Raw genomic sequence first — 15,693 nt, forward strand, 5'->3', positions numbered from 1 at the left:
TCTATTTAGATAAAGCCAGGTTTGGATTTGGAGGTTCTACATTAAGCAAACTCCTTACAAAGAAATCACGTTTTCTGCGTCGACCATAAACACCGCCATCGCTATGCCCCATTTCGGATATGCTTAAGATATCGAAATCATTATTTGCCTTAATCAAGGCATCGGCTAGGAGATAAGTAGATCCTGGGGATACATTTCCGTCGGCTTGGTGGGCAATATGGCGTTTTTGTTTGCTGTTGTGCAATCACCTCGAAGAAAAAAAGTCACAATAATATGATCGCTAATGATTTTTTAGCCATGGAATAAATGTTCATTGAAAATGATAGCAAAAACTATTGAAGAATACTTAACTATATAAAAACTATTTTATTAAGCCTTGGTAAATGAAATTAAAGATTAGGCACCTACGTAACTTACCCGACTGATGTTATTATAAGAATCGATATAAGCTCTTGGCGATTGCCCGATAATATTTTTGAAAACCCTGTTGAAATTGGTAATGCTATTGAAACCTGCTTTGTAAGCCACACCAGAAATGCAATCTGCCTTTTCACCAGAGATGAGGCTTTTGCAAGCATCGTTTATCCTTACCTCATTCAAAAAAGAGATGAAAGTATGCCCAGTATGTTTCTTAAAATACCTGCAAAATGCCTGTGGCGTCATAAACGCGGCATTTGCTACATCTTCTAAAGTAATTTGATTATTATAGTTTTCGGTAATGAAACTGATGATTTTACTCAACCTCATACCCTCATTTTCTGATACGTTCGAAGAATACATATCAGAACAAAGTGCTTCAACCTCGTCGTTTAAACTTTGCAAACCATTTACCAACTTTAGAAAATTGAAAAGTACGTCAACTCCTGCTGCCCTGTAAACGCTAAACATTTTCGCGGCAATTTCTTTTGTTAAATGGGCTGGAACTTTAAAACCATGCTTGTTTTTGGCTAAAAAAGCACTAGCCATTTTCATTTCCGGTAAATTAAAGAGTGCGCCTAAAATACCATTGGCGTTAAAATAAATAGAACAGGCTTTTACCGTCTTGCCAGATTTTGGAGCAAAATATTCGGGATTGCTCTTAAACAGATGTGGCAGCTTTGCACCAATTAAAAAAATATCACCAGAGCGAAATGCATGCATATCATTGCCAGCAATTAGAGTTCCCTCACCTCTTTCAATGTAAGTAAGCTGCCATTCATCGTGTCGATGTAAGAACTGATAAAAATGTGGAAGTTCAATATGTTCCGATATCACACTCTTATCATCGGGAACAAGCATAGTAAACGGTAATACTTTCATTTCAGGTATTCGGTTTGGTGGTTGATTTCTGGAATGAATATATGGATTTTAACTTTAAAACTTAAATAATAGGATGTTAAGGTTAAAATACGGTCAATATTTGTCAATATACTGACTTTTTTATTATTGAGGTAATTTTGCTAATGCAAACTACATAAAACTTGGTATAAGCAGTCGTTTTCATGAACTTGATTTGGAATCTGAATAGCATGAAAGATGCTAAAATGAATTCAGCATGACGATGTTGCCGGAAGTACAAACTATATAAAACTTTACATGAATGGTCGTCTTCCTGAACTTGATTTACAAGGTGATTAGTTATCATTAATGCTCTTGTAGCTACTTCGTGGTCAGGATCTTAATAGTACGAAAGCTATTTTCTTTCCACTTTAAATGCATCTAAATTTAAGGAAGTAGTTGTTTCTGCAATTAGTTCACTCACAAGAATACCTGTTGCCGGCCCTAAACTCAAGCCCATCATTCCATGGCCAGTTGCGATAACGAGATTTTGTTTCTTCTCCGTTTTACCAATGTAAGGCAATCCGTCAGGAGAACATGGACGAAATCCATACCAGATATCATTTTGATTGGGTATTGCTGGATTTAGATCAGGGAAATACTGGGGCACAGACTCTACAATACCTTTTACCCGCTGCATGTTAATTCGCGTATTTATTTTATCGAGCTCCATTGTTCCACCGTATCGAATGCGACCATTCATGGGCGTAATGGCAACTCTTGCCTCGCAAAGCAATGCTGGAATTGTTAAACGGTTTGTAGGTTCAACTTCCATAAAAGAATAGCCTTTACCTGGCATTAAGGAGATATTTAGATCAACCATTTTAGCTACAGCTGGCGACCAAGAACCTGTTGCAATCACATATTGATCAGCTTCATGCACATCTATTCCAGCAAAAACCCTTGTGATTCTATTACCTGAAGTTTCGATTTTAGTAACCTCTTTATTTTTGATGATTTTCACGCCGCTAGCGGTTAGAAACTCCAACAATGCATTCATCAGCTTTGCTGGATAAAGGTGTGCATCGCAACGGTAATGAACAGCACCCAAAACATCAAGTTTCAAATCAGGCTGAAGCGCTTTGCATTGCTCAGCGCTTAAAACTGCCATATCTAAACCCAATTCGATCGCTCGAGCAGCTAAATGCGCTTCTTCCTCTCCTGCTTTTTCTGTTTTATAGAAAGCTAAAATACCATTGTTGGTGAGTTCGAATTCGAAGCCTGGTTCTTTAGCTAAATCTTCATAGAGTTTCTTGCTCAATAAGGATAAATCTCTTAATGGTTCTGCTGAATTTGCTAGATGCTTCGCCGTAGCGTGTTTCACAAATTTAAGTCCCCATTTGATTAAATTGCCATTTACCGATGGCCGAACATAAAAAGGACTTTTACTGTTGAACATCCAACGAATACCCTGACTAATCATTCCTGGAGCAGCCAAGGGCACAAAATGGCTTGGGACAATCATTCCTGCATTGCCAAATGAGCAATTATCGGTAATGTCTCCTTTGTCTAAAACAGTAACTTGATAACCTTTTTTTTGGAGGTAATAAGCAGAACTTAATCCCACAATTCCACCGCCAATAATTAAAACTTTCGACATGCTATTCTTAATATTTGATGATTTTGAATAAAAGCCAACAAGAAATCATCAATCTTATTGGCTTAATAAACTCTTTAAATTACTTGGAATCCATACGCATAAGGATCATCTTCAGCATCGATTTTGATGGTGTTGTACCCAAAAACCTTTGCCCAACCCTCAACGCTTGGAATAATGGCATTAATTCCATTTAAGTCAACTTCTTCTTCTACTCTACCAGTAAACTTGCTACCAATGAAACTTTCGTGTATAAAATCCTCACCCATTTTAAGTTTTCCTTTGGCGTGCCACTGCGCCATACGGGCAGATGTTCCTGTTCCACAAGGCGATCTATCGATTGCCTTATCGCCATAAAAAACTGCGTTTCTTGCAGTAGAAGTAGGATCGATTGTTTTACCAGTCCACAAAACATGGCTACAACCATTAATAGTCGAATCCAGTGGATGAACAAAAGTGTACAGTTCATTAATGCGTTTACGAATGGTTTGGCTCCAGGTAATCAACTGTGAAGCGGTGTAGTTTTCCAAACCGGGGAAATTCTCTTGAGGATCAACTATGGCATAGAAATTTCCGCCATATGCGACATCAAAAGTTAACCTTCCTAAATCAGGGCAATCGACTTCCAAATTTTCGGCAGCTAAATACGAAGCTACGTTTCTCAGTTTAACAGATTTAACTTTTTTACCCTCTTGTTTGTATTCGATTAAAACCAAACCCGCAGGTGCTTCCATCCTTATCACACCCGGAATTTTAGGTTGAATTAATCCCTCTTCTATTGCAATAGTGATGGTACCAATAGTGCCGTGGCCACACATCGGCAAACATCCACTGGTTTCGATAAACAAAACAGCAACATCGTTATTGGGATCGTGAGGCGGATAAAGAATGCTTCCCGACATCATATCATGGCCACGAGGTTCGAACATTAATCCCGTTCTTATCCAATCAAATTCCTTAAGAAAATGTTGGCGTTTTTCGCTCATGTTGGCACCAATTAATTGAGGTCCGCCGCCCGCAACTAAGCGTACCGGATTACCACAAGTATGCGCATCTACGCAAAAAAAAGTCTTACTCATGTGCGTTCGTTAATTTTTGATCAACTTTTCTGAAAATCCCCAGTGGGTTTCCGTCTTTTAACTCATCTGGCAAAAGATCTTGTTCCCAATCTTGGTAAGCCAATGGACGAACAAAACGATATACTGCATCTGTTCCAACCGAAGTAAAACGACTATCGTTGGTTGCTGGAAAAGGACCTCCATGTTGCATGGAAGCACAAACCTCTACACCAGTTGGCACGCCATTCAATATAATTCTGCCTGTTTTATCAGTAAGTTTATTAATCAGTGATTGATATTCTTTAAGCTCTTCTTTTTCGGCCATTAACGTTACCGTTAACTGTCCTTCGAGAACTGCAATAACTTCTTCTAATTCTGAAATATCTTTTGAAACCACTAAAAGTGAATATGGACCGAAAATTTCTTCACGAAGTTTAGGATTTTTGATAAAATCACTTGCTTTAACGGTGGCAATTCTGGCTTCAGACTGATTTTGAAGTTCCTCATTTTTAACTGTTGAAACCGCAAGAAGTTCAACGCCAGTTTCAGTAATTACTTCCTCAGCGAGTTTGCTGAAATTCTTTGCAATACCTGCTGTAAGCATAGTAGCAGATGGAACAATCGAAATAGCATCACTTAATACTTTCTTAAATAACTCCAGTTGAGTAGATTCGATCGCCAACATTAAACCTGGATTGGTACAAAACTGACCTGCACCAAGAGTGATTGAAGCTGCATATTTCTTCGCCAATTCCTCGGCTTGGTTTTCAATTGCCTTTGGAAGAAAAACAATGGGATTGATACTTCCCATTTCTGCAAAAACAGGAATTGGGTGTTCTCGTTCTTGAGCCAGATTTACCAATGCCATTCCACCTTTAAAAGAACCTGTAAAAGTTACCGCCTTTGTTAATGGATGTCTAACCAGTGCTGCACCGATGGCATATTCGTCATCATATAACATCGAGAAAACACCTTTAGGCATGTTCGTTTTCTCGATTGCCTTGATAATCGCACCAGCCACTAACGCACTTGTACCGTAATGTGCGGGGTGTGCTTTTACCACAACCGGGCAGCCAGATGCTAATGCAGATGCGGTATCGCCACCAGCAACTGAAAAAGCCAAAGGGAAATTACTTGCGCCAAAAACAACCACCGGACCGATAGGAATTAGCATTCTTCTGATATCCGACTTCGGCAAGGGTTGTCTTTCTGGTTGAGCGGTATCGATAATGGCATCAACCCAAGAACCTTCTGCAACCAAATTAGCGAATAACCTCAATTGCCCTGTTGTTCTACCCAATTCGCCTTGCAAACGCCCTAAAGGCAAACCGCTTTCTGCTGATGCCCGATTAACAAGTTCCTCGCCCAAAGCTGCAATTTCATCGGCAATGGTGTTTAGGAATCTGGCTTTTATATCTTTATTTAAGCTTCTATAACTTTGAAAAGCTGTTTTTGCTGCTTTTAGAGCATCATCCACTAAACTTTCATTGGCTTTCGAAAATTCGCCATCTAACAATAAACCCGTTGCCGGATTGATTGCTTTCAGATTTTTTTCACTTACATCAACCTGCTCGGCTGCTACAATATTTCTTCCGTTCATATTTGGTTTTTAAACTATTTGCCCCAACTACCTGCAGGTAATTCCGGACGAACAGCTAATGCATCGTTAATAATTTTTAATACGCGTTCACGTTCTTCGCCAACTACTGCTAAACGTGGTGCACGAACAGTTTCTGTACCCAAACCGGTAGCAGCTTCTGCCATTTTAATATATTGAACCAATTTTGGATGAATATCGAGCTCAAGAACCGGTAAAAACCAACGGTAAATAGTCAAAGCTTCAGCAATGCGATTTTCTTTAATCAACCTGAAAATTGCGACAGTTTCCTTTGGAAATGCATCAACCAAACCAGCAACCCATCCATGTGCCCCCATTACAATACTTTCCATTGCCAATGGATCAACTCCGGTAAAAATCTTAAAACGATCGCCGAAACGATTAATCAATCTGGTTATATTAGAAACATCGCGAGTTGATTCTTTAATTGCCTGAATATTATCATATTTTGTTAACACTTCGAACATGTCTAAAGTTACCTCAATTTTATAATCAACTGGATTGTTATAGATCATAATTGGCAAGCTTGTGCTCTCCGCTATCGCACCAAAGTATGCAAGTGTTTCATCAGATGAAGCATTGTAACGCATTGGTGGCAAAAGCATTAAACCTTTTGCGCCTAATGATTCTGCCTTTTGAGCAACTTCGATTCCTTTCTTAGTGGTAGATTCTGCAATGTTTAATAAAACTGGAACTCTCCCATTTACAACCGTTAAAGTGTGAGAAAGCAATTCAAATTTCTCTTCCTCTGTCAGTACGCTAGCCTCTCCTAATGATCCGCCTAAAATAATTCCCTCGGCACCAGCTTCTAACTGTGCTTCGATATTCAAGTCGAAAGTTTCAAAATCAAGCTCATCATTCGCCGTAAACTTGGTGGTTACAGCAGGGAAAACCCCAGTCCATTTTATACTCATTGTAGTCTTTTTTTTATTGATTAAGGTTAAAAATTCATTACAGAAATCGATTATCGAAAATAGTTTTCAAATCATAAAATTGCCTTGTGTGATGATTGAGGCAATTCTATTATTTTCAAAGTTAATAGATCGAGATTCGGTAATACTGTCGGATTTTAACCAATATCAACTGTAAATACACAACTTTATATATAAAATACGGTTCGTTAAAATGATTTAAATTCTATAAAATGTAACGTCTGACTGAAAACTATTTTACGTTTTTAACCTGAAGATAATACATGAATTCGATAGCAGTTTTAGTAAACAAAGAATCTTGACCTGACGATAAGTTTACTTGTTGCCAATTATTCGTAGGAAGAATTTTAACCGTTTTAACACCAGCTTTTGTAAGCGATAAAGGCAGATTGAATCCTTTAACACAATCTGTATAGCGATAGAAAGCTTTTCCATCTTTTAAGTAATATTCCAAAGTTGGAATTTGGGTTGTTCGTAAATATTGATCGAAAACTTTTGCGTAAGGGTATTTAGCAACTCTAGAAATATAATCTTCTACTTGTTTGGTAGTTACCGTTTGATGGTAAAAGTTTTTATTTAATCCTCTCAGTATAGACCTGAAAAGTTCATCGTTGTTTAAACCATGCCTAATCGAGTGCAGCATATTGCCACCTTTTGGATACATATCTCCGCTTCCTTGTGCATTTACACCGTAAGAAGGAATAATTGGCTTATCATTTTTAATTCCTTTTCTGATTCCAAAATTGTATTCATTTCCAGCTTGATTACCAAAAGTATAATCAACAAAAAGCGTTTCGCTATAATTGGTAAAACCCTCATGCACCCACATATCCGCTAAATCATTCGTGGTGATGTTATTTCCAAACCACTCGTGCCCGCTTTCGTGAATGATGATGAAATCCCACTTTAAGCCCCAACCATCGCCAGACATATCTCTGCCCATGTATCCAAATTTATATCGATTGCCATAAGAAACAGCCGATTGATGCTCCATTCCTGTGTGTGAAGCATCAATTAATTGGTAGCCGTCTTCATAAAATGGATAAGGGCCAAACCAATGCTCCATACTTTTCATCATTTTATGTACTTGATCTGGCATATAGGTTTTGGCTTTGGCGTAATTGTAATCAAGCACCCAATAATTAACATCCAGCGGACCTTTTTCGCCAGCATATGTTTCCTTAAAATTCACATATTTACCGATGTAAGGGATGATACAATAGTTGCTAATCGGGTTTACCACATTGTATTTGTAGGTTGTGGTGCCATCTTTATTAGCTTTCTTGAAAACTAATCTTCCATTTGCAATAGCGGTTAAGCTATCGGGAACCGTCATGGTTAATGATGCACCTAAATTTGGTTCATCGCTTTGATGATCCTTATTCGGGTACCAAACAGAAGCGCCAAGTCCTTGGCAGGCCACGGTCATCCACGGGCGAGAAAGTGAATCGGTAGTGAATATAAAACCACCATCCCAAGGTGCTCGCTTAGCTTGATGCACCTTTCCGTGGTAAAAAATAGCCACATTATTTTGTGCAGCTAGCTTTTGCGCTGGTACATGAACATACCAAACGCTGCCCGTGTGTTCAAATTTTAATTTCGAAGATCCATTGTAAAGTACGCTATCAATAATTAAGGGTTCTTGAAGATCGATTTGCATTTTCGTACTTCCGGTATTAGCCTTAACGACTTTATAAGCAATTGTATTTGAACCAACTATACTCTTATCCTTATAATCTGGCTTTATGTAAAGTTCGTACCGCTGAACATCCCACCACGTACGCTCCGGATTCAGACTCCCACGTAAAGTATCAGCTAAAGTGTAAGCTGGTATTTCTGTTTGTGCCTGCAATCTGTTGTTCAACGTTAGCAAAAGCAGTAATAGTGTGGTACGAATTAAGATCTTCATATTTATTTTTTAAGCTTGACTTCTGATATCTTCAATTTCTGTGGTGGTTAAGGCCAAATGTTTACCTAACATTCTACCACCATTTTCGGTAACTAGAAAATCGTCTTCTACCCTAATTCCAGTAAAATACCTAAACTGCTCCAACTTATCGTAATTGATAAATTCTGCAAATTCGTAAGTTGCTTTCCAAGGGTCGATCAATTCGGGAATGATGTAAACTCCGGGCTCAACGGTTAACACATAACCAGCTTCCAGTTCTTTGCCTAGTCTAAGAGATTTCAATCCAAATTGGGTGGTATTTTTGATTAGCTCCTCGGTGTAACCAACATATTGCTCACCTAAATCTTCCATATCATGTACATCTAAGCCCATCATGTGGCCCGTTCCGCATTGAAAAAACATGGCGTGTGCTCCTGCCGCAACAGCGTCGTCAACATTGCCTTTCATTAAACCTATATCTTTTAAACCTTGCGCCAAGGTTTTGCATGATGTAAGGTGAACATCGAGATACCTCACCCCTGGTGCTAAAAGATTTTTCGCATTGGTATAAGCCTGAAGTACAATATCGTAAACATCTTTTTGTTCTGCTGAAAATTTTTTACCTACAGGAAATGTGCGAGTTAAGTCGCCGGCGTAACCCATTTCGGTTTCCACACCAGAATCGTTTAATACCATTTGTCCATCTTTAAGCAAATTGCCATGGTTATGGTTATGCAAAATCTCTCCACGAACAGTCAGAATAGCTGGATAAGCAAGATTTCCGCCAGAAGACAAAGCGGCTTCTTGAATTTTGGCAGCCAGTTCACGCTCATACATTCCAGGTTTCGCCTGTTGCATAATCATTAAATGCATATCAGCAGATAACGACGCAGCTTTATCTAATTCAGTAATTTCCTCTATAGATTTTATGGAGCGTTGCGCCACAACAGCTTTGATAAATGGTATGGATGCAGCAGATTTTAGCTGATCAATTTTCAGGTTGAGCCAAGCAGAAAGTTTGATTTTATTTTCTGAGCGATAAGGTGGCAAAAAATGTATAGCTCTATTTTTTTGTTGATATTGAGAAAGGTAAAAAGCAAGTTTCTCAGCTGGCTGAACATTTTTTAGACCAGAATCTTCACTCTTTTCTTGCAATGTTTTTTGTCTGCCCATCCAAACGATATCATCAATTCCCATTTCGTTACCGAAGAGCATAATTTCGTCTTCATCAAGATCAATAACAGCAGCCAAGTTTGGTTCACTAATTCCAAAATAATACAAAAACGTACTATCCTGTCTAAAATGATAGGTATTATCCTTGTAATTCATCGGACTATCCTCATTACCTAAAAAAAGTAATATCCCTGAATTTAATTGTGATTTTAATGCAGCTCTTCTTTGGATGTAAACTTGTTTATCGAACATTTTTTTCTTGTGTTAGGCAAATATCCCAAAAGCAATCTTCATCTAAAAAACTTTATCATGAATGGCTAAAATATGGGTTGTATCTGCGAATTATAAGCTATGGTTATGGTATAAAAATCGCAAATATTTTCATTAGAACAGCAAATAAGGGTAAAATCTGCACAAAAGTTGCAAATTATGATACTTTCATGTTATAGGTAATTAGCTAATTTTATTTTCCTTTAATGAGAACAAAACCGAATTAAAAATGAATAAATCCCTTGCCAAAAATATCATAGCCTGCAGCTTCCTTTTTGCCTTAAGTGCGAATGCCCAAAATTATTTTCCGCAGTTTAATGATAGCAGAATAAAGGTGAAGAATACAACACCCATAAGAGCTTATGCATTTGATTTATCGCAGGTAAGCCTTTTGGAAAGCACTTTTAAAACGGCAATGAAAGCCGATGAAGCCTATTTACTTATCCTTGATTCGGATCGTTTACTGGCAGGTTTTAGAAAAAATGCTGGATTAACACCAAAAGCAGAAATTTATGGTGGATGGGAATCTGACGGTTTAGCCGGACATTCATTAGGGCATTATCTTTCAGCGATTTCCATGCAGTATGCATCTACCAAAAACCCAGTTTTTCTTCAAAAAATAAATTACATCGTCGATCAATTGGAAGAATGCCAAAAGGCACGTAAAACGGGTTACATTGGCGCCATTCCAAAAGAAGATACAATGTGGTCGGAAGTTGCTAAAGGAAATATTAAATCTGGTGGATTTGATTTAAATGGAGGTTGGTCGCCATGGTACATGGTTCATAAGATTATGGCTGGATTACTCGACGTCTATTTATACACTGGCAATAAAAAAGCACTTAACGAATGTATGGGCATGGCGAATTGGACACAAAAAACAATTGGCGGCTTGAATGATGAGCTTTTGCAAAAAATGCTATTTTGCGAATATGGTGGAATGGCTGATGCATTGGTTAATCTATTTGCCATTACTGGAGACAAGAAATTTCTCGATCTATCTTATAAATTCTACGATAAACGTATTTTAGATCCACTGGCACAGCAGCAGGATATTTTACCTGGCAAGCATTCGAATACGCAAATTCCAAAAATTATTGCAAGTGCTAGGAGACATGAAATTACGGGAGATAAAAACGACAAAGCCATTGCCGATTTCTTTTGGAAAACGGTTGTTTACCATCATTCTTATGCCACTGGCGGAAACAGTAATTACGAATATTTAAGCGAGCCTGATAAGCTAAATGACAAGCTCACTGAAAATACCACCGAAACCTGCAACACCTACAACATGCTTAAGCTTACGGGGCATTTGTTTAGCGAAAATCCATCAGCAGAATTATTTGACTATTACGAAAAAGCGCTTTATAATCACATTTTAGCCTCCCAAAATCACGATGACGGAATGACTTGCTATTTCGTGCCTTTGCGAATGGGCGGCAAGAAAGAGTATAGCGATAAGTTTAATACGTTTACCTGCTGCGTAGGAACTGGCATGGAAAACCATGTTAAGTATAATGAGAGTATTTATTTTAGAGGAAATGATGGAAGTTTATATGTCAATCTTTTTATTCCATCGGTTCTAAATTGGAAAGAAAAAGGAATAAAAGTAACGCAACAAACCGCTTTGCCACAAGGCGATCAAACGACTTTAACGCTAACACTTACTAAATCATCAACCTTTTCTATTAGGGTACGTAAGCCTAAATGGTCTGTAGAAACTACCATTGCCGTTAATGGAGAATTGCAAAAGATTACGCCAAATGAAACGGGGTATTATGTGATTAATCGCAAATGGAATAACAATGATAAGATCACTTACATAACGCCGGAGAAACTGTACACCGAATCTATGCCAGACAATGCCAACAGAAGAGCAGTGTTTTATGGTCCAGTTTTACTAGCTGGTGTTTTAGGAGCTACAGAACCTGATCCAATCAAAGGGGTTCCTGTATTTGTAAGTGCCAATAACGATCCGAAAGAATGGCTAAGTGTTGTTAACCAACAAGATCTTAGGTTTGAAACTAAAAATACTGCCCAACCTCAAGAAGTGACGATGATTCCATTTTATCAAACCAAAAACCAATATTATAGCGTTTATTGGGATGTATTCACACCGGAAAAATGGACCGTTCAGCAAAAGGTATATGACGAAGATAAACGTAAGCAGAAAGAGTTAGAAGACAAAACGACTGATATTTTTCGCTTTGGTGAAATGCAGCCAGAACGCGATCATAATTTTACTGCTGCTAAAGAATCTATGGGTGAAGAACATGGAAAAAAGTGGCGGATAGCTGGCGAAGATGGCTTTTTACAGTTCGATGTAAAGGTTGATCCGAAAGCACAAAATACTATCATTGCATCTTATTGGGGCATGGATAACCGAGGAAGAATCTTCGACGTGTTAGTGGATGGCGTGAACATTGCAACAGAAGACTTGAACAAATATAAGGAAAGTAGATTCTATGATGTTTCCTATAAAATTCCGGTGGAGCAAACGAAAGGCAAAAATAAAATAACGGTTAAATTATTGCCAAAAACAAGAAATAGCGCTGGTCCGATTTATGGAGTAAGGGTGATTAAAGAATCGTTGTAGGTTTTCCCAAAGATTTAAGGTTATTAGAATCACAGATCGACGTTCTTGTTTTTCTTCCCTGCGAGTCCAGATTTTTCATCGGATGGGGCAATCTATTTGCTATTTTCAAAGTGCAAGCAGCAATGAGGTTGTCACAAACTATGAAGAATAGTTTCTCGCAATGACGACCGCCCTAGACATCACTCAAATTGATTTTATGAAATAATTAACACTCAAATCGACACATACCTTGCTGTTTAATTTCATCTTCTTAAATCTGCGTACCTTTTCTGCAAAATCTGCGGGAAATGAATGACTATAATTGATGAATAACTAGTGTTGTTTTATGTTCAGTTGAAAGTAAAATCTCATAGGCTCCACGTTCTTTAACAACATGATCCTTAACTGAATATGTACCAACATTTTCAATTTTAGCAGGCTGAGATAACCTTAAAATTGCATTTGGTGAATATTGATTTGCCTTGCAAAGCTTCAAGCTGATTTCTTTAGTTGCAGCATTGTAACTGACTTCTTCTATTGTTCCAGCATCTAGTGTAATCCAAAGTCCTGCTGGTGCAACATATACTGAAGATTTTGCAGCAGTTGTAAGCTTAACATTAATTATCTTTCCTTTTTGAGTAAGATTACCGCCATGAGCCAACCAACCAAAATCCTTATGCTGAACTAGATATGAGGATGTATTAACAGTATAACCAAAGAAACCTGAGCCGTAATCTCCCGTTATACCGTCGTTTTTTAAAGTTGATGGGTATGCATGAAATGCCGCGGGTGCAAAACCATCTTCGGTGATATTAGAGATAGAGCCTAGCAACCCACCGTAACCCGCACGTAAGAGATAAAAATCATCAGGGTTTTTGCGATAGTCCATCAACACCGGAATCGCATTAAGTGCAGATCCATAATGGTGAATCATCCTTTCTATTCTTTGGAGTTTACCACCATAAAGGAAATCCCAATAACGACGGGCATTTCCATTATACGCCCAATGTGGGATTACTGGCATGTAGGCCAAAATCGCATCGAGGGTAACTTGTGCTTTATCCTGGTAGCCAAAATAATCCGACCAAACATATACTTCCTCCTGCCCTGTCGAATCCCATGGCATTTCGCTGCCAAAAGGATAAGCTAAGGAACGCCAATGATTGGCACGTTTTTTCATTTCGGTCTCAAGCTTTATAGCCTCCTCTGTTAAACCCTCATTTTTAAGATCTGTTAAAATCAGATAGAAAATTGTTCCCTCCATTTGGCCAAATTGCGCATAGTATGGCGCCAGTTTTACCATTGCCAAACCTGTTTGCGCGGCATTAAGCAAATGTTGCTTCCAAGAATTTTCATCAACTAAACCTTTATAATTTCTTGCCAGGCGATACATTACCCAATGTGCAGCAGCAACGTGAGGATAATTGTAAGAACGCTCCAAATTATCAGCTTCCTTTTTAGGCCAAGCCGACCAGGTTTTAAAGTTAATGTCTTTAGCATAGGTATCTTTAGGCATCGAATCTGGTGCGTAATAAAATAAACTCTTTCTTACACCATATTTTTTAGGCCCATCCTTAAGTTGAATTCTGCCAAACATTACCGTATCTACAAATTGCTGTAACTTACCTACTTCTTCCTTGTCAGGATGTACAAATTGCTTCATCATGGCCCCAAGCCAGGAACCTGCTCCACCTTCATCGCTTAAACCAGCAATCCATGCACGGTTATCTTGTGTTACTTGCTGTTGCTTATCATAATCGTAAGTAATTGGCGCAGGACTACGTTTAAAAATATCATTCGGTTGATTGAACCATTGTTCAGTAGTTAGAAAATGACCATAATTTGCAATCACCTCACTTTCGGGAGCGATAATTTTATAATTAATCGTTTGCTCCAAACCATCAATATAAGTTATGGATAACCTTGCCCTACCCCAAGTATTGCCTTTTACGGAATAGCTTTTCCAGCCATTTTTGGTGACATCACCAGCTTTGAACGTCAAGGCATTTTCAGGAAAAACAGTTATAGATTTAATCTTTTTATTATAATTGATGAATAACTTTCCATCTACATCTTTAGGCAACACATAGCCTGGAACCGACATGGCAACTGGTCTATTGTTTTCGATAAGCTCACTTTCAATATCTTTTGCCGTTCCTGATAAAATGAATTGTAGTGCATAACTTTTGATTTCACCAGGTTTTACCAAAATAGACGTTGGAGTATTCCATTGAGACGCATTTTTCCACTCATTTTCTGCGTAAGCTTTACTGGAAACCATCCATTCGTAAAAACCCTCAAAGGCAATTCCTCGTGGAGTACGATCATCATTTAAGGGATTGTAAGCTTCGAAAGGCGTATGACCTATTGGCGCAACAATCAACGATGGTGCATGTCCGCTTAATCGCGTTACTTGCAGATAACCAGCGTCGTTACCAATGTATGGGTCGTAAAAAACGTTTTTAGCATGTGCTTGCTCAAGCGTTCTTCCCTCCAAAATATTATCAAAAATCATGGGAATACCTAAAGCACCAATCTCAATTGACATATCAGATTTATTTTTCAGTTCGAAACGAAGCACTAATTTTCCTTTTTGAATCTCCCAAATTCTATTGATTTGCAAGGGAATATCGAGTGGTAAGGTTGGCGTTAAATCTGCAGCAGCTAATGTATTGGCGATAACAATACTTTTCACAGGACTTCTTTTTGCAGCGGTACTATAACTTTTCCAAGCTTGATCATCTGCAAAACGCAGTCTTAAGTTGATGTCTCCCAAATGATAAAGCCCATCAGAACTTCGAACCTTAAGGCTATCGCTTGGAACAAAATCAAAGTCCTTAACCGATTTTGGCTGTAAGCTGGCAACGGTTTGCGATGATTTCACCAGTTTTAAGTTAAATGCTCCTGCATCGAGAGTAATAAATCCATTCTCTAGCCCTAGTGTTGATGGCTTTTTTGATAATGGAACCCAAGGAGATTGAGCAAATGTTAAACCTAAGCCCAGCAACCAAAATACAATGCTAAAAATTATTATTGATTTAAATTTAATCGTTAGAGGCTTAGTAATCATAGAAATTAGGTATTGCAATGCTGATATAACGCAATACTCAAAAGTAAGCTTAAAAATTTTTAGGCCGAACCATTATTGCAAACAGGGCAAAATCGGTAAAGTATTGGCGTATTTACAGTTGGTGTTTAACGAGCATAACTAGGAGGATTACCTATTACAGGATGAAGAATCAAGAAATAAACTATCAAGAAAGCT

At 38.2% G+C, this 15,693-nt stretch carries 10 protein-coding genes; 1 reads left to right on the forward strand and 9 read right to left on the reverse strand.

Going from position 1 to position 15,693, the window contains the following annotated elements; translation table 11 throughout:
- Position 1: 1 nt before the first annotated feature.
- From EZ449_RS09210 to EZ449_RS09245, 8 genes are all read right to left on the reverse strand, one after another.
- Entirely contained in the window at positions 2-244 is a 243-nt protein-coding gene (locus tag EZ449_RS09210) for an alpha/beta hydrolase family protein (RefSeq protein WP_205942974.1), read from the reverse strand.
- 152 nt (positions 245-396) lie between these two features.
- The gene (locus tag EZ449_RS09215; protein ID WP_131557941.1) at positions 397-1,299 is read right to left on the reverse strand and encodes an AraC family transcriptional regulator; all 903 of its coding nucleotides are present in this window, start codon (positions 1,297-1,299) and stop codon (positions 397-399) included.
- Between the two features lie 373 nt (positions 1,300-1,672).
- Complete coding sequence (locus EZ449_RS09220; RefSeq protein ID WP_131557943.1) at positions 1,673-2,917, reverse strand: NAD(P)/FAD-dependent oxidoreductase; 1,245 nt, start codon at positions 2,915-2,917, stop codon at positions 1,673-1,675.
- A 74-nt stretch (positions 2,918-2,991) separates the two neighbouring features.
- The gene (locus tag EZ449_RS09225) at positions 2,992-3,993 is read right to left on the reverse strand and encodes a 4-hydroxyproline epimerase (RefSeq protein WP_131557945.1); all 1,002 of its coding nucleotides are present in this window, start codon (positions 3,991-3,993) and stop codon (positions 2,992-2,994) included.
- Entirely contained in the window at positions 3,986-5,572 is a 1,587-nt protein-coding gene (locus tag EZ449_RS09230) for an aldehyde dehydrogenase (NADP(+)) (RefSeq protein ID WP_131557948.1), read from the reverse strand. Before EZ449_RS09230 ends, EZ449_RS09225 begins: the two co-directional genes overlap by 8 nt.
- A 14-nt stretch (positions 5,573-5,586) precedes the next feature.
- Positions 5,587-6,504 carry a dihydrodipicolinate synthase family protein gene (locus tag EZ449_RS09235; RefSeq protein ID WP_131557950.1) on the reverse strand — a complete coding sequence of 306 codons (918 nt, stop codon included), beginning with the start codon at positions 6,502-6,504 and terminating at the stop codon, positions 5,587-5,589.
- Between the two features lie 250 nt (positions 6,505-6,754).
- On the reverse strand, positions 6,755-8,431 hold the full coding sequence (locus tag EZ449_RS09240) for a M1 family metallopeptidase (protein WP_131557952.1): 1,677 nt from the start codon (positions 8,429-8,431) through the stop codon (positions 6,755-6,757).
- A gap of 9 nt (positions 8,432-8,440) precedes the next feature.
- On the reverse strand, positions 8,441-9,835 hold the full coding sequence (locus tag EZ449_RS09245) for an aminopeptidase P family protein (RefSeq protein ID WP_131557954.1): 1,395 nt from the start codon (positions 9,833-9,835) through the stop codon (positions 8,441-8,443).
- A 247-nt stretch (positions 9,836-10,082) separates the two neighbouring features.
- Here EZ449_RS09245 and EZ449_RS09250 point away from each other — a divergent pair, with 247 nt between their 5' ends.
- Positions 10,083-12,449, forward strand: coding sequence for a glycoside hydrolase family 127 protein (locus EZ449_RS09250; RefSeq protein ID WP_131557957.1), 2,367 nt, complete (start codon positions 10,083-10,085; stop codon positions 12,447-12,449).
- Positions 12,450-12,744: 295 nt separating this feature from the next.
- Here the strand turns inward: EZ449_RS09250 and EZ449_RS09255 are convergent, their stop codons facing one another.
- Positions 12,745-15,498 carry a DUF5695 domain-containing protein gene (locus EZ449_RS09255; RefSeq protein ID WP_131557959.1) on the reverse strand — a complete coding sequence of 918 codons (2,754 nt, stop codon included), beginning with the start codon at positions 15,496-15,498 and terminating at the stop codon, positions 12,745-12,747.
- Positions 15,499-15,693: the final 195 nt, after the last annotated feature.

This window comes from Pedobacter frigidisoli (assembly GCF_004331675.1).
Lineage (GTDB): Bacteria > Bacteroidota > Bacteroidia > Sphingobacteriales > Sphingobacteriaceae > Pedobacter > Pedobacter frigidisoli.

Bases quoted from the DNA above. Each gene is read 5' to 3' on its own strand.
- EZ449_RS09215 (WP_131557941.1), bottom strand. From the start codon at position 1,299: ATGAAAGTATTACCGTTTACTATGCTTGTTCCCGATGATAAGAGTGTG.
- EZ449_RS09220 (WP_131557943.1), bottom strand. From the start codon at position 2,917: ATGTCGAAAGTTTTAATTATTGGCGGTGGAATTGTGGGATTAAGTTCT.
- EZ449_RS09225 (WP_131557945.1), bottom strand. From the start codon at position 3,993: ATGAGTAAGACTTTTTTTTGCGTAGATGCGCATACTTGTGGTAATCCG.
- EZ449_RS09230 (WP_131557948.1), bottom strand. From the start codon at position 5,572: ATGAACGGAAGAAATATTGTAGCAGCCGAGCAGGTTGATGTAAGTGAA.
- EZ449_RS09235 (WP_131557950.1), bottom strand. From the start codon at position 6,504: ATGAGTATAAAATGGACTGGGGTTTTCCCTGCTGTAACCACCAAGTTT.
- EZ449_RS09240 (WP_131557952.1), bottom strand. From the start codon at position 8,431: ATGAAGATCTTAATTCGTACCACACTATTACTGCTTTTGCTAACGTTG.
- EZ449_RS09245 (WP_131557954.1), bottom strand. From the start codon at position 9,835: ATGTTCGATAAACAAGTTTACATCCAAAGAAGAGCTGCATTAAAATCA.
- EZ449_RS09250 (WP_131557957.1), top strand. From the start codon at position 10,083: ATGAATAAATCCCTTGCCAAAAATATCATAGCCTGCAGCTTCCTTTTT.
- EZ449_RS09255 (WP_131557959.1), bottom strand. From the start codon at position 15,498: ATGATTACTAAGCCTCTAACGATTAAATTTAAATCAATAATAATTTTT.